This window comes from Nesterenkonia sp. Act20 (assembly GCF_019173455.1).
In the GTDB taxonomy this organism is placed as follows: domain Bacteria; phylum Actinomycetota; class Actinomycetes; order Actinomycetales; family Micrococcaceae; genus Nesterenkonia.
In genome coordinates this window covers 1,903,882-1,926,040 of sequence record NZ_JADPQH010000001.1, presented here as the reverse complement: position 1 = coordinate 1,926,040, position 22,159 = coordinate 1,903,882, and the positions used below count along the sequence as shown (strand labels likewise).

Sequence of the window (22,159 nt, the reverse complement as noted above, 5' to 3'; positions counted from 1 at the left end):
ATAACAGCGACTATAGGGTATGAACGTGATCCACGCCACAGTGTGCTGACGATATGCTCGATACAGGAGGTGCCATGGTCCGGGTCCCGGAATCCCAGCGCGTACGGGATGCGTTGGAGAACGCCATCGTCGATGGGCAGTACGGCCCGGGCGAGCGGCTCGATCCTGCCAAGCTCCAGGAAGAGTTCGGCTGCTCCCGCACCCCGGTGCGCGAGGCCCTGCAGGGACTCGAGCGCTCGGGCCTGGTGCGGATCCGCCCGAAGCAGGGCACCTACGTCACCGAGCTGAGCATCCCCGAGCTCGCCGAGCGCTTCGAGCTCATGGCTGAGCTGGAGGGGATGGCCGCCAGGCTGGCGTCGCGCCGGATCGAACGCGAGCCGCTGGCCGAGCTCCGGAGAGCCCTGGAAGAATGTGAGCGCCACGAGGCCGCCGGAGATGCCGACGGCTACTACTACGCGAACGCCTTGTTCCACAGCATCATCTACGACTCCTGCGGCAATGGATATCTTCAGCAGCAGGCATATGACCTGCGGCGGATCCTTCAGCCTTATCGCCGGCTCCAGCTGCGCGCTCCGGATCGGATGCGCCGCTCGCTGGCCGAGCACCACGCGATCGTGGAGGCCATCAGCAGCGGAGACACTGAGACCGCGGAGAACACCGCCCGGGACCACGTTCTGGTGCAGGTCAAGGAGTTCAGTCAGCTGGTGCGCACCTGGAACAGACTGCGCGAAGCGCGAGTGGGTCAGAACCAGGCCCAGCTCCAATGAAAGGAATCTGATGTCGACGGAGCGAAGCCCCGAGTTCATCGAAGCCATCTCGCGAGGACTGTCCGTGATCACGGCCTTCTCAGCCGAGTACCCCAGCCTCACGCTGAGCCAGGTCGCCAAGGCCACCGGCCTGGCCCGACCCACGGCGCGGCGGATCCTGATGACCCTGCAGGAGCTGGAGTATGTGCGCTCAGACAACGGGCTCTTCGGACTGACCCCCCGGGTGATGGAGCTCGGCATGGCCTACGTCAGCTCGCTGGGCCTCTGGGACGTGGCCCGGCCCCATCTGGAGTCTCTGGTGACCCACACCCACGAGTCCGCCTCGATGACTCAGCTGGACGGGCCGGACGTGGTCTACGTGGCGCGCGTCGCGGTGCCGAAGCTGATCGGGCTGCGGGTCGACATCGGCACCCGATTCCCCGCCCCGCCCACCTCTCAGGGCAAGGTGCTGCTGGCAGATATGGAGCGCCGCGAGATCCTGCAGCGCCTGTCCGAACCCTCACGCTCGCCGGTGATCCCGGTGGTGCAGTGGGACCAGAAGTCCTTCATGGACGAGCTGGACCGGGTGCAGCAGCAGGGGTACGCGGTGGCCGACGAGGAGCTGGCGCGCGGCATCCGCTCCATCGCGGTGCCGGTGCGCGATGGCGACGGGCGCGTCCTTGCCGCCATGAACACGACGGTCCATGCGGCCGAGACCAGCCTCGAGGCGCTGCTGACCAAGCACCTGCCACACCTGAAGGAGGCCGCGGCGGCGGTGACCGAGGACTGGGCGCGCTGGCAGTCCATGCCCAGTCATGTCCGCGAGCGCGAGGTGCCCGCCGTCGGGCGGATTCCGCTGCTGCCCGCCGAGGAGGGCTGAGGCTACATCGCCACCGAGGGGTAGTCCCGGCCGGTCCAGTGACCGAGCTGCCGGGCCATCTCCGTCTGGAAGGCCAGTGGGCCGTGTGCGGCGGCGTACTCCTCATCGAAGAGAGCGATGAACAGCGTGAGGTTCAAGAAGAAGTGCGCGCCGTTCTCGAAGAGCCAGACGTAGTCGTGGGTGGACAGCGCCTCGCGCTCCTCGGCCGTGAACTCCAGCCAGCTGGTCTGCTCTACGGAATTCAGCCAGCGGCCGATCTCCTTCTCCCAGCGATCCACCGTGCCTCGCGGATCATCCTTGTAGCTGGCCACCCACTCCGGGTCCCGATCGATGGTGAAGAGGAACTTGTTGACGTAGTACTTGCTCATGCTCGCTCCTGACTCAGGTTTCGGAACCAGCGGCCGTGGCGGCGCGCTCACCGCGGAACTGATCCCAGGCGGCATCGTTGGCGTAGATGGGTCCGGTGCTGGCCTGCGCGGTCTTCGCGGCGCGGGCCGCGGCCTCGAGCTGGTCCTGATTCTTGTTCGGGTACCAGGTCATGTACATCTCCCGGGTGTGGAACAGATCGAGGTGATCGACATAGTCCGCGTGGACTCCGGGGCCGGCGATGCCCATCATCAGCAGCAGGTCCATGAAGCCGTGGGTCGCATTGCCGGCCCCGGCCATGGATTCGTGGGTGACGTTGTCCAGGATCGCGTCGATGTTGCCGGTGGAGAGCCATTCGATGGCGTCGGCGTCGAAGAGCGGATCCGGGCCGTGCTCGCCGAACTGCCGGGGCCCGCCGAGCTCCAACGAGAGATGCCCGGTGCCGATGGCGGCGACCTTCTTGTCACTGGGAAAGCTGTCGATGATCTCTCGGATCGCCCGTCCGACCTGGAAGAACCGGCGCGGTGAGGGCAGCGGGGGCACGAAGATGTTCGTGTAGATGGGCACGATCGGCAGATCCGCGTCGGGGCGGACCGTGATGATCGGGCAGATGATGGAGTGGTCGATCTTCAGCTCGTGACTGACCGAGAAGTCGAAGTCCTTGCCCAGCAGCTCCTCATGCATATAGCGGGAGAGCTCGATGTCGCCGGCGAGGGTGTACTTCGGGATCCCGAACTCGCGCTCCTCGTTGTAGAAGGTCGCGTCGTAGGTCTCCTGCTTGCCGATCAGGAACTGTGGATAGTTGTCCAGCCAGAGCTGGTGGAAGTGATCCGCCCCGACCATCACCAGGATGTCGGGCTCCGCGGCGGTGAGCGTCTCGCGGTAGGCCTCGACCTTGCGCTGCCAGTCGGCGGCGTAGGGCGGTCGCTGATCTTCCGGAGAGGTGGTGGCCTTGTAGTAGAACGGGTGGTGGGTGCTCGCGAGCACCGCTGTCAGCTCTGCCATGCTCAGCTCTTCCTAGGCTCGTCAGAATCGGAGGACGCGCCGGAGCCACGATGGGTCTCATGACTCTCGTCCGGTGTCAGCGGAACGAACGTCGCATTGCGGTCCACATGCATATAGATGTCATTGGCGATCGGGTTGCGCCGCTCCTCGGCGATCTGCCCCAGCAGACCCGCGGTGCGGGCCAGCAGCGCGAAGCCGCGCAGGAAGTCCACCGGCAGACCGAGATCGGCCAGCGCAGCCCCGCAGACCCCGGCGCCGTTGAGCGGAAGCTTCTTGCCCAGCACCTCTTCGCTGACCCGACCCATGGCCTCGAACAGGCGCAGGTGCTCCCCGCGGGTGCCTCCCTCCTCCGCGATCTGGATCAGTCGCGGCGTGCGGGGGTCACCGGCCTTGTGCACCGGATGCCCCAGCCCGGGGACGATCTGCTTCGCGGCGCGTGCCCGGGTGATCGCCGCCCGCGCCAACGCGTCATAGTCCGCGTCGGTGCTGCGCTCGCCGTCGTCGGCTGCCAGCACCTCATGCAGGAACTTGCCGGTGTCCTCGGTGACGCCGAGGAACCGGGAGCCGCCGCCGAGCAGTCCTGCCGCGATGGCGCCCTGGATGGACTCCGGGGCTGAGAGGTAGGTCAACCGGGCCGCGATCGCGGTGGGGGTGAACCCGTGGTCCGCGAGCGCGACGAGCACGGCCTCGAAGGTGCGCAGCTCCCCGGGAGTGGGCCGGCGGGTGGCGGTCATCCAGAAGGCCAGCTCGGCGAACCCGACCTTGCCCATGAGGTCCTCGGAGAGGGACTGCCCCATGAGGCTGATCTCCTCGGCGGTGGAGGTCCCCAGCGAGGTGGGGTAGCTCGGTGTCTGCTTGTTCTGCTCTGCGCCGCTCATCGCTGTGCCCCTTCCTCGGTCTGCAGCCAGGCCCGGATCTCCTCGGTGTGCTCGCCCAGCGTGGGCGGGGCCAGATCGTAGCGCGGGGTCATCGTGCTGAAGGTCAGCGGGTGCCGGACCCCGGGCACCGCTGCAGAGCCTGTTCCCACCTGCACCACCGGCTGCAGGCCGAGTGCCTCGGCGTACTCGACTCCCTGCTTGATGGTGTTGATCGGCCCGCAGGGCACGCCGACCTCGTTGAGTTTCTCAAAGAGCTCCTGGGCCGTGTGCTTGGCGAGCTCTGCCTCCAGGATCGGGCGCAGCTCGTCACGCCGGTCGGTGCGGTCGCCGACGTCGGCGAAGCGCTCGTCCTCGGCGATCTCCGGTATGCCCAGCACCGTGCAGAGACGGCTGAACTGGGTGTTGTTGCCGGCGGCGATGATGACGTCGTCGTCAGCCGTGGGCATGGCCTCATAGGGGTACAGCGAGGGGTGGGCGTTGCCCATGCGCATCGGGGTGGTCCCGCCCCCGACATAGGCATGGGTCTGGTTGACCAGTCCTGACATCGCCGATGCCATAAGGGACGCCTCCACATGGGCTCCCTCCCCCGTGTGGTCGCGCTGCCGCAGGGCTGCGAGGATGCCGATCGTGGAGTGCAGCCCGGCCATCACGTCGAACACGCTGATCCCGGCACGGAAGGGCGGCCCGTCGGGCGAGCCGGTGAGACTCATCAGCCCTGACATAGCCTGCACGATGAGGTCATAGCCGGGGTACTTGGCGCCCTCCCCCTGCGTGCCGAAGCCGGTGATGGAGGAGTAGATGACGCTCGGGTTGTCCTGGACCACCGAGTCGTAGTCCAGCCCGAACTTCTTCAGACCGCCCGGCTTGAAGTTCTCGATGACGACGTCGGCGCGCGCCGCCAGGCGCTGGGCTGCGGCGAGGTCCTCGGCATCCTTGAAGTCCAGCACGATCGACTTCTTATTGCGGTTGATCGCCGCGTAGTAGGTCGAGACTCCGTCGGGGCGCCGCGGTGGGACCCAGGTGCGGGTGTCATCCCCGGTCGGACCCTCCACCTTGATCACCTCGGCGCCCAGATCTGCCAGCAGCATGGTGGCATACGGGCCCGCGAGCACCCGCGAGAAGTCGGCGATCACAATGCCCTCGAGCGGCAGCGGCGAGCCTGCCGCGGCATGCGAAGCGGTGTCAGTCATATCAGGTTCCTCCCGGTCGGCCCTGCGGGCGAGACGTCTGTCTTGCCAGCAACCGTCATGCGGACAGGCGTCCGTCTCTGTCGTGACCAGTTTCACACCAGACAGCCGAGAGCGTCAAGCGTCGAGCCGCCTGCATGGAAATGCGTTCTTCAGTGAGGGGGATTCCAGCGCATAAGCAGCCAACGGACTCTTGTCCACTGTGCGAACACAAGCTATTGTGAGTGGCGTCACAGATATCTTCATAGGAGGCTGACATGAGTTCTGACGCCGCAGCCCATGGCACCGGCGCGCCCGTGCTGTTCAAGAACGGGATCGTGCTGACCATGGACAAGGACCGGAGTGTGCTGACCCGGGCCGACGTGCTGGTCCGCGGGGACACCCTCGCGGCCGTCGGGCCCGACCTCGAGACCCCCGAGCACGCTCAGATCATCGATGCCGCCGGCGGAATCGTCACCCCCGGCTTCATCGACACCCACCGCCACATGTGGCAGACCGCCATGCGCGGCTACGGCGCCGACTGGACGCTGACCCAGTATTTTGTATGGAACTACCTCGAGCATGGGAAGAAGTTCCGCCCCGAGGACATCTACGCCGGGAACCTGCTCTCCGCCGTGGAGGCTCTCGACGCCGGGGTCACCACCTCCGTGGACTGGTCCCATGGTCTCTCCACCGTGGATCACGCCGATGCCGCAGTGGATGCATTGCAGGAGGTCGCGGGGCGGTTCGTCTTCGCCTACGGCAACATTCATGCTGGCCCGTGGGAATGGTCGACCTCGCCCGAGTTCCGCGACTTCGTGGATCGTCGGATCCCCCGCTCGGCGGGATCGATCGGCGATGACATGCTCGGCTTCCAGATGGCCTTCGACGTCACCGGAGATCCAGAGTTTCCGGAGAAGGCGGCCTTCGAGGTCGCCCGGGACCTCGACGTCGGGGTGACCACCCATGCTGGAGTCTGGGGCGCGACCAACGACGACGGGATTCGACTCATGCACGAGCACGGATTCATGAATGAGAAGACCGTCTACGTCCACGCGGCCACCCTGGGTCAGGACTCATACCAGCGCATCGCGGCCACCGGAGGCGCCGCCTCGGTCTCTGCTGAGTCAGAGTCCAGCTGCGGTCAGGGATACCCTTCCTCCTGGCAGCTGCGCAAGCATGGCATTCCGGTCTCGCTGTCCGTGGACACCTCGGTCTGGTGGAGCGCCGATCCGTTCGCGGCGATGCGTTCCACGCTGAGCTCCGACCGTGCCCGGGAACACTTCGAGCATCACGCCACCGGGGAGACCTGCACCAATCTGGGGCTCCGGGCCGACCAGGTCGTGGAATGGGCGACTCGAGGCGGGGCGAAGGCACTCGGCATGGAGGAGACCATCGGCTCTCTGGAGGTCGGGAAGAAGGCCGACGTCGTTCTGATCAAGAACGACGACTCCCCTGCGATGTTCCCGATCCTGAATCCGCACGGCCATGTGGTGTTCCAGGCCCAGCGCGGAGACGTGCACACGGTCATGGTCAACGGACGGATCGTCAAGCACGAGCACAAGTTGGTCGACGTCGATCTCGCGAAGGTCCGCCGCACGGTGGAGCAGACCGTGGAGCACATCGCCGGCGAGCTGGGCCGGGAGGAATGGGACGCCGGCATGAGCCCGGAGGTTCCCGAGACCAAGATCCTCGACAACCCGTACACCTATACCGAGTACCGCACAGACACGACGCATGCCGCCCAGGGCCGGGGACCCGGCGCATGAGACGCTGAGCCGTTTCGCCTCTGCTGGACTTCGGGACTGCGCCCAGACAGGGCGCAGTCCCGAAGTGCGTCCATCGACTCAGCGCGCGGCGGCCTTCTTCACCACGGAGGCAAAGGGGATCACCGCGAGAGCCGCCCCGAGCAGGACCGCTGCGCCCACCCAGGGGGCCGGATGGTAGAACACCCTCTCAAGCACCGATCCGGGCTCAGCCAGCAGCGCGTCGAGCGAGAATGCGCCAGCACCGGTGAAGCCCAGCACGACCGCCGCTGCCGCAAGGACATAGGGATACTCCCCGCCTCCGGCGATGTTCCAGAACTTCCCCGAGTTCAGCTGCATGGTCGCTCCCGCCACCGCCATAGTTCCGGCAGCCAGCAGGGCGGCCAGCGGCGTGAGCAGCCCGAACAGCAGCCCAATGGCGGCCAGCAGCTCAGAGACCCCGGCGGCCAGCACCATTGCACGGCCGGGACGCAGGCCGAGCGTTGCGAAGATCTCGGCCTGTCGGGTCAGCCCGTTTCCCCCGAACCAGCCCGCGAGCTTCTGGGTGGCGTGGGTGAACAGGATCAGCGCCAGAACGAGTCGCAGCAGAAGCAATCCGGTTTCCATCAGCACCTTTCGCTAGTCGGACATATGTCCGTTTCAAAGTCCAGTCTTCCCCGCCGAGATTCTCGCGTCAAGACATCCTCAGTCCTTGAGGAACCGCCGGAGATAATCCGCAAGGCGGCGCGCGGCGTCCTCGGAGATGTGGTGCTCGGAGTCGCGGGAGACCGTCAGCGTGGTGGAGGCGACGAGCGACTCGAAGGCCGTCGCGGTCTCCTTCGCCCGGTGCAGCGGCACCCACGGGTCCTCATCGGCGCAGAACAGCTCCACCGAGATGTTGCTCATCGCACCCGACGGAGTCTTGGCGAAATCCCGGGGGCGCGGACCGAGATATCCGCCGGTGTGCAGCACCGCCCCGTCCACGCCCGGCTGGCGGGTGAGCAGGTACTCGGCGAGCAGGCAGGCTCCCTGTGAGAACCCCAGGACGACGACGGGCGCTCCGCCTGCGTCCCTGCGCTCAAGCAGCGCGGAGAGCTGTGCCTCCAGGACCTCCAGAGCCTGTCCGAGCTGGGGCTGATTGGACTCCGGCGGTTCCATGAATCTCCCCGGGTACCAGGAGTTCCCGGCAGCCTCGGGCAGGAACCAGCAGAGGCCCTCCACTCCCAGGCGGTCGGCGAGCTCGATCCACGCCGCGGGACTCTGCGTCCGCCCGTGGACCCCGTACACCACCAGCCGGGCGTCCTCGGGGTCGAGGCCGTGGTGGACGGGGTCCAGCTGATCATGAGTGGGCACGTCGGTTCAGTCCTCGGTGCGCAGCGGCTCGAGCTGGGACATGATGTGCTCACGCTCATGCTCGAACTGCGGCGGCAGCATGAAGTGGCTGCCCAGCTCCTCGGGGGACTCGTCGCAGTCCCAGCCGCCGTCGGCGTGGGTCACCGCAAGTTCGAAGAGCGCCCCGCCGGGGGTCCGCACGTAGTGGGACTTGAAATAGGTCCTGTCTTTGAGCTCGGAGATGTCGGTGTAGCCAGCGCCTTCGATCTCGAACTTCGAGGCCTCCTGGTTCTCCAAGGTGTCGAAGTTCCAGGCGAAGTGGTGGTAGGTGCCGGCGGCGAAGCGCCAGGTGCCCTGATCATCGGTGCGGTTCCCGCGCAGCTCGACCCAGTTGCCGAAGTCATCCGAGCCCACCTTGAATCGGGCCACGTCGCCAGCCTCGTTGATGTCTCCGCCGAGGAAGAACACGTCCTTGGCGAAGTCGACCATCCGGTCCTGGTCATAGACGTGGATGCCCATCCCATAGATCCCGTGGATGGCATGCTCTTCGGGAACGCCGTTGCCGGAATAGCCGCGTCGCGGGTCTCCGTGCACGCCGACAAGCACGTACTCGAGCCCACAGGGGTGGGTCAGTGCGATGCGACCTTCCCCGAAGAGCTCGGACTGGACGGCATCGATGTCCATGGACTTCAACCGCGGCATCCAGAACTCCAGGGACCCCGCGGGCACAGCAAGCATGACCTCCCGCGCCTGGTTCGTTCCGCGGGTGCCGAAGCGCCCCTGTTGCGCCCAGGGGAACGTGGTGAGCACGGCGGAGGGGTCACCGTTGGCATTGGAGTAATAGAGGTGGTAGATCGGGATGGAGCCGTCATAGAGCACGGTCTTCTTGATGAAGCGCATCCCCAGGACCCTGGTGTGGAAATCCACATCCTCCTGGGCTGCGCCGACGGAGAGTGTCACGTGATGAGAGCCGAGCAGGTAGGTCATGGTGATGCCCTTCTTGAGACGTGATTACGGGTGGGATCGAAGCTCGGAGGGGTCCTGGCCGGCCCAGGCCGCTCGCAGCAGCCGGACGGCGTCGTCCTGGTCCATGCCCCGCGGGTTGCTGGCAGGGACGACGTCGAGGACCTGTGCTGCCGCCCCTTGGAGGTCCTGTTCCTGCAGTCCGAGATCCTTCAGTGCGCGCGGGGCGTCGATCCGCGCGCGAAGCTGCTCCAGGGCATCCAGTGCGTCCGCTCCGCCGAGTGCCCGCGCGATGCGGTCACCGGCCGCCGGGGCGGCGTCGAGGTTGAAGGCGAGCACATAGGGCAGCACGACGGCATGGGTCTGGGCGTGCGGAAGACCGAAGCTGCCACCCAGCACGTGGCAGATCTTGTGGTGCAGACCCGAGCCCGCGGAGGCGAAAGCGGTGGCCGCGAGGTAGGCGCCATATTGCAGCTGCTGCGGGCCGTCCACGCCTGTGCCGGGGTTCTCGGTGATCTGCACCAGCCCGAGCGCAAGTGCGCGCATCGCCTCTTCGGCCCAGGCGGCATTGAGCGGATCGGCGCCCGGTGCCCAGAGGGAGTCCACACAGTGGGCCAGCGCATTGAGCCCGGAGGAGATGCTCAGGGAGGTCGAGAGGGTGGCGACGAGGTCGACGTCATAGATCACGCTGCGGGGCAGTACAGCGTCGTCGACGCCTGTGGTCTTCCTGCCCTGCTCGGTGATTCCCCAGACGTTGGTCGCCTCGGAGCCGGCATAGGTGGTCGGCGCTGCGATCAGCGGCAGCTTCGAGCCCAGGGCCACGGCCTTGCCCAGACCGATCACTGAGCCTCCGCCCACACAGACCAACAGATCAGCATCGACCTGCTCGGCCATCCGACCTGCGGCCTCGGCGTCTTCGGCGGGGACGTGCTGCCGGGCACCGTCAAAGCGGTGCGCCACTGGAAGCACCTCAGCGAGCTGGTCTGCGGCGGAAGCGGCGCTGCTGGAGGCGATGAGCATGACCCGCCGGGCGGTGAGCCGCTGGACCGCGGCACTGACATCAGAGCCCAGGTTCCCCGCACCGAAGTGGACGCGCTGACCGAGGGTCTGATGGCTGAAGCTCATCGACATAGCGCGCCCCTTAGGCCCATGACTCCCCGCCAAGGCCCCACATGGGAAGTCACTTGCAACGAGGATCCGGACATGTGTCCGTCAGGCCATTATGTGGTGCGCACCACAGCTTCTGTCAAGGGGTCCTTCGGGCACCTTGACCGTCCGCGCTCACGCCGCCCGGCGGAAGGCGGTCTCGATCTGCTCCAGCGTGCGCTCCTTGGTCTCCGGCACCTTCTTCGCGGTGAAGACGAAGGCGGTGAAGCAGATGAGGGCGAAGCCGGCGAAGATCCAGCCCACCCCGAAGGCGGCGAGTGCGGTGGGGAACAGCAGCGAGACCAGGCCGTTGGCGAGCCAGTGGGCGGTGGTCACCACGCCCATCGCGGCGGCGCGCACGCCCAGTGGGAAGATCTCCCCGAGCACCACCCAGACCAGTGCGCCCCAGCTGACCTGGAACATGAAGATGAACACGGCCAGGCAGGCGAGGGTGGCGATGCCCAGCGCGCCGACCCCGTCCGGGGTGGGCATAGTCAGGTTCACCACGGCCAGTACCGCGAGCGCCAGTGAGGTGCCCAGCGCGCCGATCAGCAGCATCGGGCGGCGTCCCCAGCGGTCGGTGTAGCTGATCGCGATCCAGACGGCCACGATGTTGAGGACCCCGATGATGAGGTTCGAACCGATCGCTCCTTCATCGGAGAAGCCGACGTTCTGCAGAGTGGTGGGCGCGTAGTAGAGCACCGCGTTGATGCCCATGATCTGCTGATAGACCCCCAGGCCGAACCCCACCCCGAGGATCGAGAGCACCCAGGGTCGGCGCAGCGCACGCAGACCGGAGACGCCGTCGCGCTTTTCGGCCTCATGCACATCGTGGATCTCGCCGAGCTCCCGGCGGGCCTCCTCCGGGGTGCGGTCGCGCAGCAGCATCTGCTCGGCCTCCGCCTCGCGCCCCTTGTGGACCAGCCACCGCGGGGTCTCGCGCACCACCGTCAGGCCCAGCGCGAAGAGCACCGAGGGGATCACCGAGAGACCCAGCATCCACCGCCAGGACTCCACCGGGGCGAACGCCACCCCGACCACGAACCCCAGGAACTGACCGATGACGATGGCCAGCACATAGGAGGCGGTCACCCGTCCACGGATCCTCGCGGGGGCGATCTCGGAGAGATACACCGGAAGGACGACGGCGGCCAGGCCGGTGCCCAGTCCGACCACCAGACGTGCGGCGAAGAGCACCTCGGCGTTCGGCGCGAAGGCCATGCCGATCGGGGCGACGAGGAACAGTGCGGCGGTGATCAGCAGCACGGTGCGTCGCCCGTAGCGGTCCGAGAGCCGCCCGCCCAGGCCCGCTCCGATCGCGGCGCCGATCATCAGCCCGGTGACGATCGCCCCTTCGGCCCAGCTGGAGAGCTCGAAGTCGCGGCGCAGGTAGACCAGGGCGGCAGAGATGACGCCGGTGTCATAACCCCAGTTCAGACCGCCGAGGGCGCCAAAGAGGTAGATCAGGGTGGAGCCCGCGCGCCGATTCGGAGCGGTGGGTGGTGCTGTTCTCATATGGTCCTTGTTCTCATCCTGCGCTGCGCTGAACCTGGTCAGACTAATCGCCCGAGGCGCCGGTGGCAGAATATTGCGCATGCGCATCACTGAGGGCACCCTGGATCACCCTGCCGTGCGGGAGCTCATCTCCGAACACCTGGCGGACATGCATGAGACCTCCCCACCCGAGAGCATCCACGCGCTGGACCTTCAGGCGCTGCAGAGCCCGGAGCTGACCTTCTGGAGCGCCTGGCTGGAGGATTCGGCCGGCGCCGAGGACGTGCTGGCGGGATGCGCCGCGCTCAAGGAGCTGGACCCCGCCCATGGGGAGATCAAGACGATGCGCACCGCGCGCAGCGCCCGGGGCCGCGGGGTGGCGAGCACCATGGTCCAGCACCTCGTCACCGAGGCCACCGAGCGGGGCTACTCCCGGCTGAGCCTGGAGACCGGCGTCGAGGATTACTTTGCGGTGGCCCGCAGGCTCTATGCCCGGCACGGCTTCACCGTGTGTCCGCCCTTCGGTGACTACATCCTGGACCCGAACAGCGTGTTCATGACCCGCACGCTGGGGTGATGACCTGGACCCAGAGGGCGCAGCGGCGCGAGCTGACTCCTAACCGGGCAGGTCCGCGGCGATGGTCTCTTTCAGGATCTCGCTGGTCCCGCCGAAGATGGTCAGCAGCCGGACGGCGAGGTAGGCCTGAGCCACGGGATACTCCAGGATGTAGCCGTATCCGCCGTGCAGCTGCAGGCAGGCATCGACCGAGCTCTTGGCCTGTTCGCTGGCCCAGAGCTTGACCTTGGAGGCGGCCACCAGATCGAGCTCACCGGCATTGAACCGCTCCACCGCGGCGGCCACATAGCGTTCGGCGGCCTCGAGGCTCACCTGTTGCTCGGCAAGCTGGAACCTGGTGTGCTGGAACTCGCGGATCGACTGCCCGAAGGCCTCGCGCTCCCCCACGTAGCTCATGGTCTGGCGCAGCACCTCGGCCGTCACGGCCACCGCTGAGGTGGCGACGCCGAGCCGACCCTGAGGCAGGATCGCCTTGGCGTATTCGAGCCCTCGGCCTTCCTCACCGATCAGGTTCTCCGCAGGGATCTCCACCTCGGAGAAGAACAGCTCTGCGGTGTCCGAGGCCTTGAGCCCCATCTTCTCGAGCTGACGGCCCGGCTGATAGCCCGGGTTGTCCTGCTTCTCCACCAGGAAGAGGCTGAAGGCGCTCTCGGATCCCCTCTCCCGGGGCTCGGAGCCGTCCGTGCGGGCCAGCACGAGGGCACCGTCTCCGGAGATGCCGTTGCCGATGAAGGTCTTCTGCCCGTTCAGGATCCAGCCGCCGTCGTCGTCCTTCACCGCCTTGGTGCGCACCGCGCGCAGATCCGAGCCGGCGCCGGGCTCGGTGAAGGCCACTGAGGAGACGAAGCTGCCGTCCATGAAGCGGGGCAGCCAGACCTGCTGCTGCTCAGGGGTGGCGAACTGCAGCACGGCGGGCAGCACCCAGTCATCGTGGAGGTGCAGGGCTAGCGCCACGCCCAGCGCGTCCGCGCGGGCGAGCTCCTCGTCGAGGATCATGCGGAACCTGTAGTCGGCGAGTCCCATGCCGCCGTGCTCCTCATCCACTGCAAGGCCCAGCAGGCCGTTCTCTGCGGCGGCGTGCCACATCGAACGGTCGATCATGTGGTTCTGGTCCCACGCCTTGTAGTGGGGGGCCACCTCACGGGTGACGAACTCGCGCACCACCTCGCGAAACTCTTCGTGGATCTCTTCGTAGAAGCCAGCAAACATCCGGGACGGGCCGCCTTTCAGGCTAGGGCTGGGTCAGGCGACCTGACCGATGGATTCAAAGCGGGTGAGGATGCGCTGGACCTGGATGATCACCGGAAGGTCGATCATCTCCCCGCGGAAGCTGAACGCCCCGGAGAGTTCCGGGTCGGCGCGGTGGCCTTCGCCCGGGTGCAGTCCGGCGTTGGTCTCGAAGGCGGCGATCACACCCTTGGCCCATTCCAGGTCGCTGGCGGTGGGGGTGTAGGCCCGCCGGATCGGCTCGACCTGATCCGGGTGGATGCAGGCCTTGCCGATGAACCCGGAGGCGCAGGCGTCCTCGGTCTCCACGGCCAGGCGCTGGAGGTCCGGAACGCGGGTGAAGACCGCGTCGATGGCGGGCACGCCCACGGCACCAGCGGTGAGCAGCAGCCGGTTGCGGGTGAAGCGGATGATGTCGCGCTGGGTGCCGTCATTATTGCGCGAGGTGGTGCCCCCGATGCCCGCAATGAGGTCCTCGGTGCCCCAGAGCAGGGCGACGGTGGCGCGATGCTGGGTCAGCGCGAGATCGTTGAGCACACCGATGGGGGTCTCGATCTGCGGGATCAGGCCCACACCGGGCAGTGCGTCGGCGATCTGGTCGAGGATTTCGGTCCGCTCCGCTTTGGAGACCACCACGTAGCGGACAGACGTCTCGGCCAGTGCTGCCAGATCGTCCTCGAGCTCGCCGGAGGCGGGGGCGTTGACCCGGACGAGGGTGGATCGTGGATCCATCCCGACCTGGTCCCGCCGCAGCGCCTGAACCATGTTCTGGCGCGCGATCTCCTTGGCTCCGGAGATCACAGCGTCTTCGAGGTCGATGATCACAGCGTCTGCTGAGGAGGCGGCCTTGCCGAACAGCTCTGGGCGGCTGGCGGGGCAGAACATCAGTGCAGGGCCCAGGGCGAACCGGGCGGGGGTCTTCTCAGACATGGGTCTCTTCTTAGGTGTGGTGGGTGCAGGTGCGCGGGCCCGTAGGAGGGTGGGCTCGTGCCTATTGTGTCGATCCGCCGGTGCGGACCGGGATCGACACACTGACGCGGAGCATCATCCCTTGCGGCGGCGCAGCTCTTCGATCATCTGCGGGATCACCTCATGGAGGTCCCCGACGACGCCGAAGTCCGCGATCTCGAAGACCTGTGCGTCCTCATCCTTGTTGATCGCCACAATGGTGCCGGCCGTCTGCATGCCGGCGCGCTGGTGCACGGCGCCGGAGATGCCCGCGGAGATGTAGAGCTGCGGGGAGACGGTCACGCCGGTCTGGCCGACCTGGGCTGCATGTTCGATCCAGCCTGCGTCGGTGGCGGCTCGGGAGGCACCGAGACCGGCGCCGAGCTCATCGGCAAGCTCCTCCAGCGGGGTGAAGTCCCCGTCGGTTCCGCGCCCGCCGGCGACGACGATGCGCGCCTCGGCCAGCGCCGGACGGGCGGAGACCTCCATCGCGGTGCGCTCTTCGATCTGCACCCCTCCGACCGAGGGCCGGACCGGCAGCACGTTGACCTCCGGCTGCTCTCCGTCGGTGACCAGGGTGGCCACGCGCTGCGGGTCGATGTTGTTCGGTTTGAAGGTGACCACCAGCGGCTGGGCGGGGGTCGCGGCGGAGACCAGCTGCGACGTCGTCGTGTAGGAGCCCGCCAGCTCGGACTTGGTGACCACCAGATCGGCGGAGATGCTCCCAGCGCCACAGATCAGTCCGGTGTCCAGCCGCACCGCGAGGCGGGCCAGCGCATCGGTGGCGTCTGCGGTGGAGGAGCCGAGGACGACGAGGGCGCCGGACTCAGCCACGGAGGTCTCGAGCAGGTCCACGATGGCCACCTCGGGGGCGGGCAGGCTGACCTCGGGGAGGTAGACCTCCTGGACTCCGTTGACGGCGAGCACGGGGGTGGGATCGCCGTCGTAGGCAGCCACGGCGATGTGCACCTCGCCCAGCGCCGCCGCCTGGGCGATCAGCTCCTTCTGGGCAGGAGTCAGCGCCTCGCCCAGCTCATCGAAAAACACCAGTACATTGCTCACAGCAGACGCTCCTTCGCGAGGAATTCCACGATCTTGACGCCGGCGTCTCCCTCGTCGGTGATGATCTCGCCGGCGGTGCGCGGCGGTCGGGCCTGTGTGGTGACCACTCGGACCTTGGGCTCGACATGTTCACGCTGCAGGCCGACGTCGGCCAGGGTGAACCGGGTCAGCGGCTTCTTCTTCGCCGCCATGATCGCCTTGAAGTTGGGGTATCGGGGGTCGTTGACCTGGTCGGTGACCGAGACGACGGCGGGCATCGTCACCGCGACTCGCTGCGACTCGGTGCCGCCCGAGCGGGTGACGACCAGCCGTTCGGCTTCGAAGTCCAGGCCGGTGGCGTAGGTGACCACATGCGCACCCAGGCGTTCGGCGAGCTGTGCGGGAAGTGCGCCGGACTCGCCCTCCTCGGAGGCCATGCCGGTGAGCACGAGGTATTCGGGCTCCCCGGAGTCGAACTCGGCGGCCCCGGTGACGGTCTCCACGGCGGCCTTCAGCGCCACCGAGGTGGCCCAGATATCGGCGCCGATCAGGTCATCGTCGGTGAGCTGGTAGGCGTCGTCGGCGCCGATCTGCAGGGCCTTCTTCGCGGCGGTGCTCGCGCCCGCGGGGCCCATGGTCAGCGCGGTCACGCGGATCTCCCGATCCGGGGCGGCTTCCTTGATCTGCAGGGCGGCTTCGAGCGGGTACTCGTCCAGCTCGCTCAGCACGCCCTCGGAGCGGTCGATGCGCCCCTCGGCGTTGTATCGACGCTCCAGCTGGGCGTCCGGAACCCATTTGACCAGCGTGATGATGTGCAGGGGTGCATTCACCATGTGGTGCTCCCGCCTCACTCTCGAGATTTGTGCAGTATCAGAGATGTCCATGGTCGCATGAATCGCGATCTCGGGCAGGGCCGCGGGGCCCATTCGCCCCTCCCCTCCTGGCTGGTTGAGTGATCCGGTGGCGACGTTCGCGCCGGATCACTCAACTGCCCAGGTCAGTTGCATCGAGAGGCCCCTTGATCCGCGATTGTTTCGCTATATGATCAATCCGTTCAGGAGGCGCTCCTGCGCCGCCCCGTCCCGCGCAGCGGACGCCTCACACTGGAGACGAATGCCATGGGGACATCCCAGCATTGGCGGAGACTCGCCACGGTCCTGACCACTACCCTTCTCACGGCCAGCCTGATCGGCGCCGCACCGCCACCACAGTCGACGACGGCGCAGCTCAGCCCCTCCGCGTTCAGCCAGTCGGCGTCCGCCCCTGTGGCACAGGCCGCACCGGCGAGCGCCTCCGTCGCGGGCACGACGGTGACGATCAGCTCGGCGAAGAAGACACTTCGCGCTCCCACCCCGAAGATCTCCGGCACCGCCGCCGTGGGATCAAGGCTCACCGCGAAGCCGGGCACCTGGACCAGCGGAACCTCCCGGAGCTACCGCTGGTATGCCAATGGCAAAGCGATCAGCGGCGGGTATCGCAGCACCTTCACCCCGAGCACCGCCCACCAGGGCAAACGGATCACGGTGAAGGTGACCGGGAAGAAGTCCGGGTACAGCACGGTGAGCCGCACCTCCGCCGCCACGCTGAAGGTGGCACGGTCCTCCACCCCCAAGGTGAGCGGCTCGGCCATCACCGGGAAGACGGTCTCCGCCACCGTGGGAACCTGGACGCCGTCGACCTCCTTCGCCTATCAGTGGCGCGCCAACGGCACCGCGATCAAGGGGGCGACGAAGAAGACCTACAAGATCTCCACCTCCCACGCCGGAAAGAAGCTCTCGGTGCGTGTGACCGGCACGAAGTCCGGTCACACCACGCTGGTCAGGACCTCGGCGTCGACCTCGACGGTGAAGAAGGCGGCTCCGGCGAAGCGAGCGACCAGCGTGAAGCACACGTCATCCTCCTGGAACTGCCCCAAGGGCTACCCGATCAAGGGCAATGCCAGCTCGCGGATCTATCACGTGCCCAGCGGGTCCTTCTACAAACGGACCAACCCCGAGTACTGCTTCGCGACCGAATCGGCCGCGAAGGCGGCTGGCTACCGCAAATCCAAGCGCTGACCCACCATTCCTCCGGGCTGGTTGAGTGATCCGGCAGGCATGCTGCCGCCGGATCACTCAACCAGCCGGGAAGGGCTCAGCGGATGACCGGGTCGGCGGTTCCCAGTTGGTTCTCGAGTTCTCGCGCGGTGGGCAGCGATTCCCAATCCCCTTCGGCTCCACACGCTGCGGCTCCACACGCGATGGCCGTGTCCATGCGCGCTTCGGGCGAGGAGCCTCGCACCCACTCCAGCAACCACCCGGCGACGAAAGCATCTCCCGCCCCCACCGTGTCCACGGGTTCTAGAGGCAGAGCTGCCTTCTCACACTTGACACCGTCGCGGTTGAGGCTGATCGCCCCCTGGTCACCTCGCTTCACCACAGCTTCTCGGGCACCCATCTCAAGCAGTGCCTCCAGTTGCTGCGGCCCGGCGGCCACCCCGGTCAACAACTCGGCCTCCTTCTCACCCGCAAAGATCACGTCCGCCCGGGAGGCCAACTTTCGGTACGCAACACGGGCCTCAGAGTCGGAGGCCCACAGACCACTTCGGTGATTCACATCGAAGGAGATCCTCACTTTGAAGCGAGCTGCCAGGTCCAGGGCGGCATCCACCGCCTGTGCGGCGCTCTCCCCGAGCGCTGCCGTGATACCGGTGACGTGGAGGACCGCAGCGTCCCTTATGGGATTCTCTGGGATGTCCGCCGGAGCGAGGCGACTTCCCGCCAGGCCCCGCCGGTAATAAGTGATGCGGCTGTGCCCGGGGCGCGGGCGCTCTTTAAGCATCAGAGCGGTCGCGACCTCAGCATCATAGGTGACATGCACCTGGACACCCTCAGCGCGAATCTCACGGGTTATCAATTCACCCAGCGAATCTGCACCCAGACGACCGATCCATGCAGACACTCCGCCCAGTCGGGCCACACCGATGGCCACGTTGGACTCGGCCCCACCGAACCCCAGGTCCATCGAGGGCACATGTTGAAGACGTCCGTGCCTCCCTGCCACAAGCAGTCCGAGGCTCTCCCCGACTGTCACCACATCCACGGGGCTCACGTCAGCTTTCCCATTGCGTCAGCCACCTCTCGGCGAATCACCTCGGCGCCACGTTCGGCGCCCTTGAGAAGCCAGCTGCCACTGACCGAAAAAACATTGGAGCGCGACAGATATTCCATTGCGTTCGATGGACTGACACCTCCGCTGGGCATGAATCGAACCCGAGGATAGACCGCCCTGCAGGCGTCCAGCATGGCGAAGCCGTCTACCGCGTTGGCGGGAAACAGCTTCAGGTGGTCCAGGCCCAGAGCGAGAGCGTTCTGTACCTCAGATGGAGTCAGCACTCCCGGCAGCACGGGCACCCCGGCGTTCATGAAGAACTCCACAATCTTCGGGGACAGCCCAGGAGTCACCGCAAACGCCGCCCCAGCGTCAACGACCATCTTGGCCTGTTCCACCGTGAGCACAGTTCCCGCACCCACAGTGAGCTCAGTGCGCAGCACCATTCTCCTCAATGCTTCGAACCCGTAGTCCGTGCGAAGTGCAATCTCGATGATTGGCAGGCCCCCAGCCAGGAGCCCCTCCGAAGCGGCGTCAACCTCAGTGGAGGTGTTGAAGCTGGCCAGCGGAACTATTGGGTGCTCTCCCCAGAGACTCATCGTCCGAGCCACCCGCCGTCCACAGGAATGATTGCACCGGTGACATAGTCTGCGGCGGCACTCGCGAGGAAGACTGCAGCCCCACCCAGGTCCTCAGCTTCGCCCCAGCGACCGGCCGGAATGCGAGAAAGGATCTCCTTGGACCGGACGGGGTCGTCGCGAAGCGCCTCGGTGTTGTCCGTGGAGATGTACCCGGGCGCGATCGCGTTCACCGTGACCCCTTTTCCTGCCCACTCATTGCTCAGGGCCTTCACGAGGCCCGTGATCCCGGACTTCGCTGCGGCATAGCCGGGAACGCTGATGCCGCCCTGGAAGCTGAGCAGACTTGCGGTGAAGATGATTCGCCCATCGCCGCGCTCCACCATCGCGGACCCGATGGATCGACTGAGAACGAACTGGCTGCTTAGGTTCACGTCGATGACCTCGTCCCACCATTCATCGGGGTGCTCCGCGGCAGGTGCACGCCGGATTGTTCCCGCGTTATTGACGAGGATGTCTACTTTGCCACGGACCTTTCTGCCGAACTCCTCGACCTGAGCACGATCCTGGAAGTCCACAGCGTGGCCTTCAAAATTGCGGCCAAGCCCGCGAACCACCTTTCCTATTTCGCCGCCGTCAGTCTCTTGGCTGGCGGAAACTGCGATGATGTCCGCTCCAGCAGCGGCGAGGGTCTCAGCCATCGCCCTTCCGATGCCTCGGCGTGCCCCGGTGACTACGGCAGTTTTTCCTGTGAGGTCGAAGATCTTCATGCTTGTTCTCCCTGTGATTGGACATCCACAAGGACTTTCATCGCTTGTGAACCGGAAAGTTTGACGAATGCATCTTGTGCCTTCTCCAAGGGCACTACGTCGCTGATTAGACGATGAACAGGCAGCTGGCCCGCGCTCAGCAGCTCAACTGCCTTGTCGAAGTCGGCCCTCTCGTAGACCCGGGCCCCCAGCACTTCGAGCTCCCGCCAGAACATGCGGTGCAGATCCATCGGCACCGGTTTCGGATGGATGGCGACAATGACGACACGACCCCGTGGCCGGGCGTGCTGCATGGCATCGAGAGCTGTGGCGGAGAGCCCCGCGACCTCAAAGACGACGTCTGCACCGACTCCGTCAGTGTGCTCATCAAGCACCGCAGCGAGATCGGCAGAGAGAGGATCCACAGTCCGAATCCCATTCTCAGACGCAAAGTGACGTCGTCCCTGGTCGGGTTCCGACAGGACGACATTGGCCCCAGCCCGTAGGGCGACAAGGGCGATCAGCTGACCGATGGGTCCACCGCCGATGACCAGTGCCGTCTCTCCCGCCACTAGTCGCGAACGGCTGACATCATGGACCGCGACTGCGAGCGGTTCTATCAGTGCCGCCTCGCGAAGATCGACGTTCGCGGGAACAGGAACGACCGTCTCGGCGGGCACGGTCCAGCGGCTCTGCATGGCTCCCGGGCTGTCGATGCCGATGAACTGGAGCTGCGGGCAGATGTGCTGGTGCCCGGCACGACAGGTTTTGCACTGACCACACCATTTCAGCGGCATCACCGTCACGGCGTCCCCGGTGCTGATACCGACGACGCCCTCACCGACGCGATGCACTCGTCCACTCATTTCGTGACCAAGTGCTGAGGGAATCTGAACCCGCTGGTCCATATCACCGTGCAGCACATGCAGATCGGTGCCGCAGATTCCGCTGTAGGCGACCTCGATCTGAACCTCTCCGGAACCTGGCGGAAATTCTTCCGCCTCAGGATCCAAAGTGATTCGCCCGTCACCGATGTACTTCGCTGCTCTCATTTTCATCCCTCTCAGAATTTTATGAAACAGAGTTCCATTTTAAAGTCCGTCTGGCAAAACTACGTCCCATATGGTTATAGTAACTCACATCACACTCGGCGATGGAGCCGGGAACCCGATCAGGAGGACTCATGACAACGAACCGCATGATCAGCACCGGAATCGCCTCACTGGCAGTCGTCTCATTGGCAGCGTGCGGCAGCAGTTCCGAGGGTGGAGAAGAAGGCGGCGACGGTGCCGCCAGCAGCACGGCCTTCCGTGTGGCCTTCAACCAGAACGAGGGCCACCCGCAGGCGCAGGTTCTCGAGCAGGTCTCTGAAGGACTCAGCGAGCAGACCGACGGACAGTACTCCCTGGATCTCTACACGGATGAGACGCTTGGGGACCAGGCTGCGACCATTGAGCAGGTTCAGTCCGGGACCATCGAATTCTCGATGGTGGCCGGCTCCCTGCTGGAGAGCTACGAGCCCGACTTTGCCGTCGCGAATCTCCCATACCTCTACGAATCACCCGAGCACCAGATGGAGGTCCTCAACGACACCGAGCTCATGAGTGAGCTCTACGAGAGTGTGGAGGACGACAACATCAAAGTCCTCGCCGCGTACCACGGCGGGGTGCGCAACGTGTACTCCAGCGAGGGGCCGGTGAACAGCCCTGAGGATCTCTCGGGACAGCAGATCCGCGTCATCGGTTCAGATACGAACGTTCGCATGATGGAACTCATGGGCGGGGTGGGTAACCCCATGGCTCAGGGCGAGGTCTATACCGCCATCCAGTCGGGGGTGATCGAGGGTGGCGAGAACAATGAGCTCATCTACTCCTCGTTGTCGCATGACGAGATCGCACCGTATTACTCCTACACAGAGCATCTGATGCTGCCGGACTTCTTGGTCATGAGCCTGGACGTGTGGGAGGGATTGGACGAGGAGGCGCAGCAGACGCTTATGGAGCTTCTGGACGAGTCGGTCGATGAAGAACTCGCTCTCTTCAGCGAGGCCGTGGAGGAGGCTCGCGCCAGCTCAGAGGAGGCAGGAGCTGAGTTCAACGACGTCGACGTCGAAGCATTCCGCGAAGCCGTCATGCCGCTGCACGAAGAGGCCATCGAGTCCGACCGTGCTCAGGCGATCTATGACGCTATCGAATCCGCGCGCAGTGACAGTTAGGACCTGCTGACCG

At 66.0% G+C, this 22,159-nt stretch carries 23 protein-coding genes; 6 read left to right on the top strand and 17 right to left on the bottom strand.

Annotated features, from left to right (window positions below; genetic code table 11):
- The first annotated feature begins 53 nt into the window (after positions 1 to 53).
- Entirely contained in the window at positions 54 to 767 is a 714-nt protein-coding gene (locus IY716_RS08880) for a GntR family transcriptional regulator (RefSeq protein ID WP_255316481.1), read from the top strand.
- Positions 768 to 777: 10 nt separating this feature from the next.
- On the top strand, positions 778 to 1,626 hold the full coding sequence (locus IY716_RS08875; RefSeq protein WP_218221168.1) for an IclR family transcriptional regulator C-terminal domain-containing protein: 849 nt from the start codon (positions 778 to 780) through the stop codon (positions 1,624 to 1,626).
- A 2-nt stretch (positions 1,627 to 1,628) separates the two neighbouring features.
- Here IY716_RS08875 and IY716_RS08870 read toward each other — a convergent pair whose 3' ends face one another.
- Genes IY716_RS08870 through IY716_RS08855 form a run of 4 tightly spaced genes read right to left on the bottom strand, consistent with a single transcriptional unit; the run spans position 1,629 to position 5,065 of the window.
- Positions 1,629 to 1,994, bottom strand: a complete 366-nt coding sequence (locus IY716_RS08870) for a hypothetical protein (RefSeq protein ID WP_218221167.1) — start codon at positions 1,992 to 1,994, stop codon at positions 1,629 to 1,631.
- Positions 1,995 to 2,007: 13 nt separating this feature from the next.
- A complete protein-coding gene (locus IY716_RS08865) occupies positions 2,008 to 2,997 on the bottom strand; it encodes a hypothetical protein (RefSeq protein WP_218221166.1) in 990 nt (329 codons plus the stop codon).
- 2 nt (positions 2,998 to 2,999) lie between these two features.
- Entirely contained in the window at positions 3,000 to 3,875 is an 876-nt protein-coding gene (locus IY716_RS08860; RefSeq protein WP_218221165.1) for a citryl-CoA lyase, read from the bottom strand.
- Positions 3,872 to 5,065, bottom strand: a complete 1,194-nt coding sequence (locus IY716_RS08855; protein ID WP_218221164.1) for a CaiB/BaiF CoA-transferase family protein — start codon at positions 5,063 to 5,065, stop codon at positions 3,872 to 3,874. The genes IY716_RS08860 and IY716_RS08855 overlap by 4 nt, the downstream gene beginning before the upstream one ends.
- A gap of 254 nt (positions 5,066 to 5,319) precedes the next feature.
- Here IY716_RS08855 and IY716_RS08850 point away from each other — a divergent pair, with 254 nt between their 5' ends.
- Positions 5,320 to 6,810: an amidohydrolase family protein gene (locus IY716_RS08850; protein ID WP_218221163.1), complete on the top strand. Its 1,491-nt coding sequence runs from the start codon at positions 5,320 to 5,322 to the stop codon at positions 6,808 to 6,810.
- Between the two features lie 78 nt (positions 6,811 to 6,888).
- On the opposite strand, the gene IY716_RS08845 is transcribed toward IY716_RS08850, so the two are convergent.
- The 5 genes from IY716_RS08845 to IY716_RS08825 form a co-directional block, all read right to left on the bottom strand.
- On the bottom strand, positions 6,889 to 7,413 hold the full coding sequence (locus IY716_RS08845; protein ID WP_218221162.1) for a DoxX family protein: 525 nt from the start codon (positions 7,411 to 7,413) through the stop codon (positions 6,889 to 6,891).
- Positions 7,414 to 7,491: 78 nt separating this feature from the next.
- Positions 7,492 to 8,139, bottom strand: a complete 648-nt coding sequence (locus tag IY716_RS08840) for an alpha/beta hydrolase (protein ID WP_218221161.1) — start codon at positions 8,137 to 8,139, stop codon at positions 7,492 to 7,494.
- A 6-nt stretch (positions 8,140 to 8,145) separates the two neighbouring features.
- The gene (locus IY716_RS08835) at positions 8,146 to 9,105 is read right to left on the bottom strand and encodes a VOC family protein (RefSeq protein ID WP_218221160.1); all 960 of its coding nucleotides are present in this window, start codon (positions 9,103 to 9,105) and stop codon (positions 8,146 to 8,148) included.
- Positions 9,106 to 9,129: 24 nt separating this feature from the next.
- Positions 9,130 to 10,206, bottom strand: coding sequence for a maleylacetate reductase (locus tag IY716_RS08830; RefSeq protein ID WP_369699649.1), 1,077 nt, complete (start codon positions 10,204 to 10,206; stop codon positions 9,130 to 9,132).
- 156 nt (positions 10,207 to 10,362) lie between these two features.
- Complete coding sequence (locus IY716_RS08825) at positions 10,363 to 11,823, bottom strand: sugar porter family MFS transporter (RefSeq protein ID WP_255316480.1); 1,461 nt, start codon at positions 11,821 to 11,823, stop codon at positions 10,363 to 10,365.
- Here IY716_RS08825 and IY716_RS08820 point away from each other — a divergent pair.
- Entirely contained in the window at positions 11,822 to 12,298 is a 477-nt protein-coding gene (locus IY716_RS08820) for a GNAT family N-acetyltransferase (protein ID WP_218221157.1), read from the top strand. The genes IY716_RS08825 and IY716_RS08820 overlap by 2 nt on opposite strands.
- Positions 12,299 to 12,337: 39 nt before the next feature.
- On the opposite strand, the gene IY716_RS08815 is transcribed toward IY716_RS08820, so the two are convergent.
- From IY716_RS08815 to IY716_RS08800, 4 genes are all read right to left on the bottom strand, one after another.
- Positions 12,338 to 13,507 carry an acyl-CoA dehydrogenase family protein gene (locus IY716_RS08815; RefSeq protein ID WP_218221156.1) on the bottom strand — a complete coding sequence of 390 codons (1,170 nt, stop codon included), beginning with the start codon at positions 13,505 to 13,507 and terminating at the stop codon, positions 12,338 to 12,340.
- Between the two features lie 33 nt (positions 13,508 to 13,540).
- A complete protein-coding gene (locus IY716_RS08810) occupies positions 13,541 to 14,455 on the bottom strand; it encodes a CoA ester lyase (protein ID WP_218221155.1) in 915 nt (304 codons plus the stop codon).
- A gap of 114 nt (positions 14,456 to 14,569) precedes the next feature.
- Complete coding sequence (locus IY716_RS08805; RefSeq protein WP_218221154.1) at positions 14,570 to 15,535, bottom strand: electron transfer flavoprotein subunit alpha/FixB family protein; 966 nt, start codon at positions 15,533 to 15,535, stop codon at positions 14,570 to 14,572.
- Positions 15,532 to 16,347 (bottom strand): electron transfer flavoprotein subunit beta/FixA family protein, encoded by an 816-nt coding sequence (locus IY716_RS08800; protein WP_255316479.1) that lies wholly within the window; start codon positions 16,345 to 16,347, stop codon positions 15,532 to 15,534. Before IY716_RS08800 ends, IY716_RS08805 begins: the two co-directional genes overlap by 4 nt.
- A gap of 285 nt (positions 16,348 to 16,632) precedes the next feature.
- On the opposite strand from IY716_RS08800, the gene IY716_RS08795 reads away from it, so the two are divergent.
- Positions 16,633 to 17,571 carry a hypothetical protein gene (locus IY716_RS08795; protein ID WP_218221153.1) on the top strand — a complete coding sequence of 313 codons (939 nt, stop codon included), beginning with the start codon at positions 16,633 to 16,635 and terminating at the stop codon, positions 17,569 to 17,571.
- A 76-nt stretch (positions 17,572 to 17,647) separates the two neighbouring features.
- On the opposite strand, the gene IY716_RS08790 is transcribed toward IY716_RS08795, so the two are convergent.
- From IY716_RS08790 to IY716_RS08775, 4 genes are read right to left on the bottom strand one after another with little or no spacing between them, the layout of a single operon-like run.
- On the bottom strand, positions 17,648 to 18,604 hold the full coding sequence (locus IY716_RS08790; RefSeq protein WP_218221152.1) for a sugar kinase: 957 nt from the start codon (positions 18,602 to 18,604) through the stop codon (positions 17,648 to 17,650).
- A complete protein-coding gene (locus IY716_RS08785) occupies positions 18,601 to 19,203 on the bottom strand; it encodes a bifunctional 4-hydroxy-2-oxoglutarate aldolase/2-dehydro-3-deoxy-phosphogluconate aldolase (RefSeq protein ID WP_218221151.1) in 603 nt (200 codons plus the stop codon). The genes IY716_RS08790 and IY716_RS08785 overlap by 4 nt, the downstream gene beginning before the upstream one ends.
- Complete coding sequence (locus IY716_RS08780) at positions 19,200 to 19,952, bottom strand: SDR family oxidoreductase (protein WP_218221150.1); 753 nt, start codon at positions 19,950 to 19,952, stop codon at positions 19,200 to 19,202. Before IY716_RS08780 ends, IY716_RS08785 begins: the two co-directional genes overlap by 4 nt.
- Complete coding sequence (locus IY716_RS08775; protein WP_218221149.1) at positions 19,949 to 20,983, bottom strand: zinc-binding dehydrogenase; 1,035 nt, start codon at positions 20,981 to 20,983, stop codon at positions 19,949 to 19,951. Before IY716_RS08775 ends, IY716_RS08780 begins: the two co-directional genes overlap by 4 nt.
- A 131-nt stretch (positions 20,984 to 21,114) precedes the next feature.
- Between IY716_RS08775 and IY716_RS08770 the strand changes: the two genes are divergently transcribed.
- A complete protein-coding gene (locus IY716_RS08770) occupies positions 21,115 to 22,146 on the top strand; it encodes a TRAP transporter substrate-binding protein (RefSeq protein ID WP_218221148.1) in 1,032 nt (343 codons plus the stop codon).
- The last annotated feature ends 13 nt before the right edge of the window (positions 22,147 to 22,159 follow it).

Bases quoted from the DNA above. Each gene is read 5' to 3' on its own strand.
- IY716_RS08870 (WP_218221167.1), bottom strand. From the start codon at position 1,994: ATGAGCAAGTACTACGTCAACAAGTTCCTCTTCACCATCGATCGGGAC.
- IY716_RS08815 (WP_218221156.1), bottom strand. From the start codon at position 13,507: ATGTTTGCTGGCTTCTACGAAGAGATCCACGAAGAGTTTCGCGAGGTG.
- IY716_RS08775 (WP_218221149.1), bottom strand. From the start codon at position 20,983: ATGAGAGCAGCGAAGTACATCGGTGACGGGCGAATCACTTTGGATCCT.
- IY716_RS08835 (WP_218221160.1), bottom strand. From the start codon at position 9,105: ATGACCTACCTGCTCGGCTCTCATCACGTGACACTCTCCGTCGGCGCA.
- IY716_RS08860 (WP_218221165.1), bottom strand. From the start codon at position 3,875: ATGAGCGGCGCAGAGCAGAACAAGCAGACACCGAGCTACCCCACCTCG.
- IY716_RS08780 (WP_218221150.1), bottom strand. From the start codon at position 19,952: ATGAAGATCTTCGACCTCACAGGAAAAACTGCCGTAGTCACCGGGGCA.
- IY716_RS08785 (WP_218221151.1), bottom strand. From the start codon at position 19,203: ATGAGTCTCTGGGGAGAGCACCCAATAGTTCCGCTGGCCAGCTTCAAC.
- IY716_RS08845 (WP_218221162.1), bottom strand. From the start codon at position 7,413: ATGGAAACCGGATTGCTTCTGCTGCGACTCGTTCTGGCGCTGATCCTG.
- IY716_RS08865 (WP_218221166.1), bottom strand. From the start codon at position 2,997: ATGGCAGAGCTGACAGCGGTGCTCGCGAGCACCCACCACCCGTTCTAC.
- IY716_RS08820 (WP_218221157.1), top strand. From the start codon at position 11,822: ATGCGCATCACTGAGGGCACCCTGGATCACCCTGCCGTGCGGGAGCTC.
- IY716_RS08875 (WP_218221168.1), top strand. From the start codon at position 778: ATGTCGACGGAGCGAAGCCCCGAGTTCATCGAAGCCATCTCGCGAGGA.
- IY716_RS08850 (WP_218221163.1), top strand. From the start codon at position 5,320: ATGAGTTCTGACGCCGCAGCCCATGGCACCGGCGCGCCCGTGCTGTTC.
- IY716_RS08800 (WP_255316479.1), bottom strand. From the start codon at position 16,347: ATGGTGAATGCACCCCTGCACATCATCACGCTGGTCAAATGGGTTCCG.
- IY716_RS08810 (WP_218221155.1), bottom strand. From the start codon at position 14,455: ATGTCTGAGAAGACCCCCGCCCGGTTCGCCCTGGGCCCTGCACTGATG.
- IY716_RS08795 (WP_218221153.1), top strand. From the start codon at position 16,633: ATGGGGACATCCCAGCATTGGCGGAGACTCGCCACGGTCCTGACCACT.
- IY716_RS08855 (WP_218221164.1), bottom strand. From the start codon at position 5,065: ATGACTGACACCGCTTCGCATGCCGCGGCAGGCTCGCCGCTGCCGCTC.
- IY716_RS08880 (WP_255316481.1), top strand. From the start codon at position 54: ATGCTCGATACAGGAGGTGCCATGGTCCGGGTCCCGGAATCCCAGCGC.
- IY716_RS08770 (WP_218221148.1), top strand. From the start codon at position 21,115: ATGACAACGAACCGCATGATCAGCACCGGAATCGCCTCACTGGCAGTC.
- IY716_RS08830 (WP_369699649.1), bottom strand. From the start codon at position 10,206: ATGAGCTTCAGCCATCAGACCCTCGGTCAGCGCGTCCACTTCGGTGCG.
- IY716_RS08825 (WP_255316480.1), bottom strand. From the start codon at position 11,823: ATGCGCAATATTCTGCCACCGGCGCCTCGGGCGATTAGTCTGACCAGG.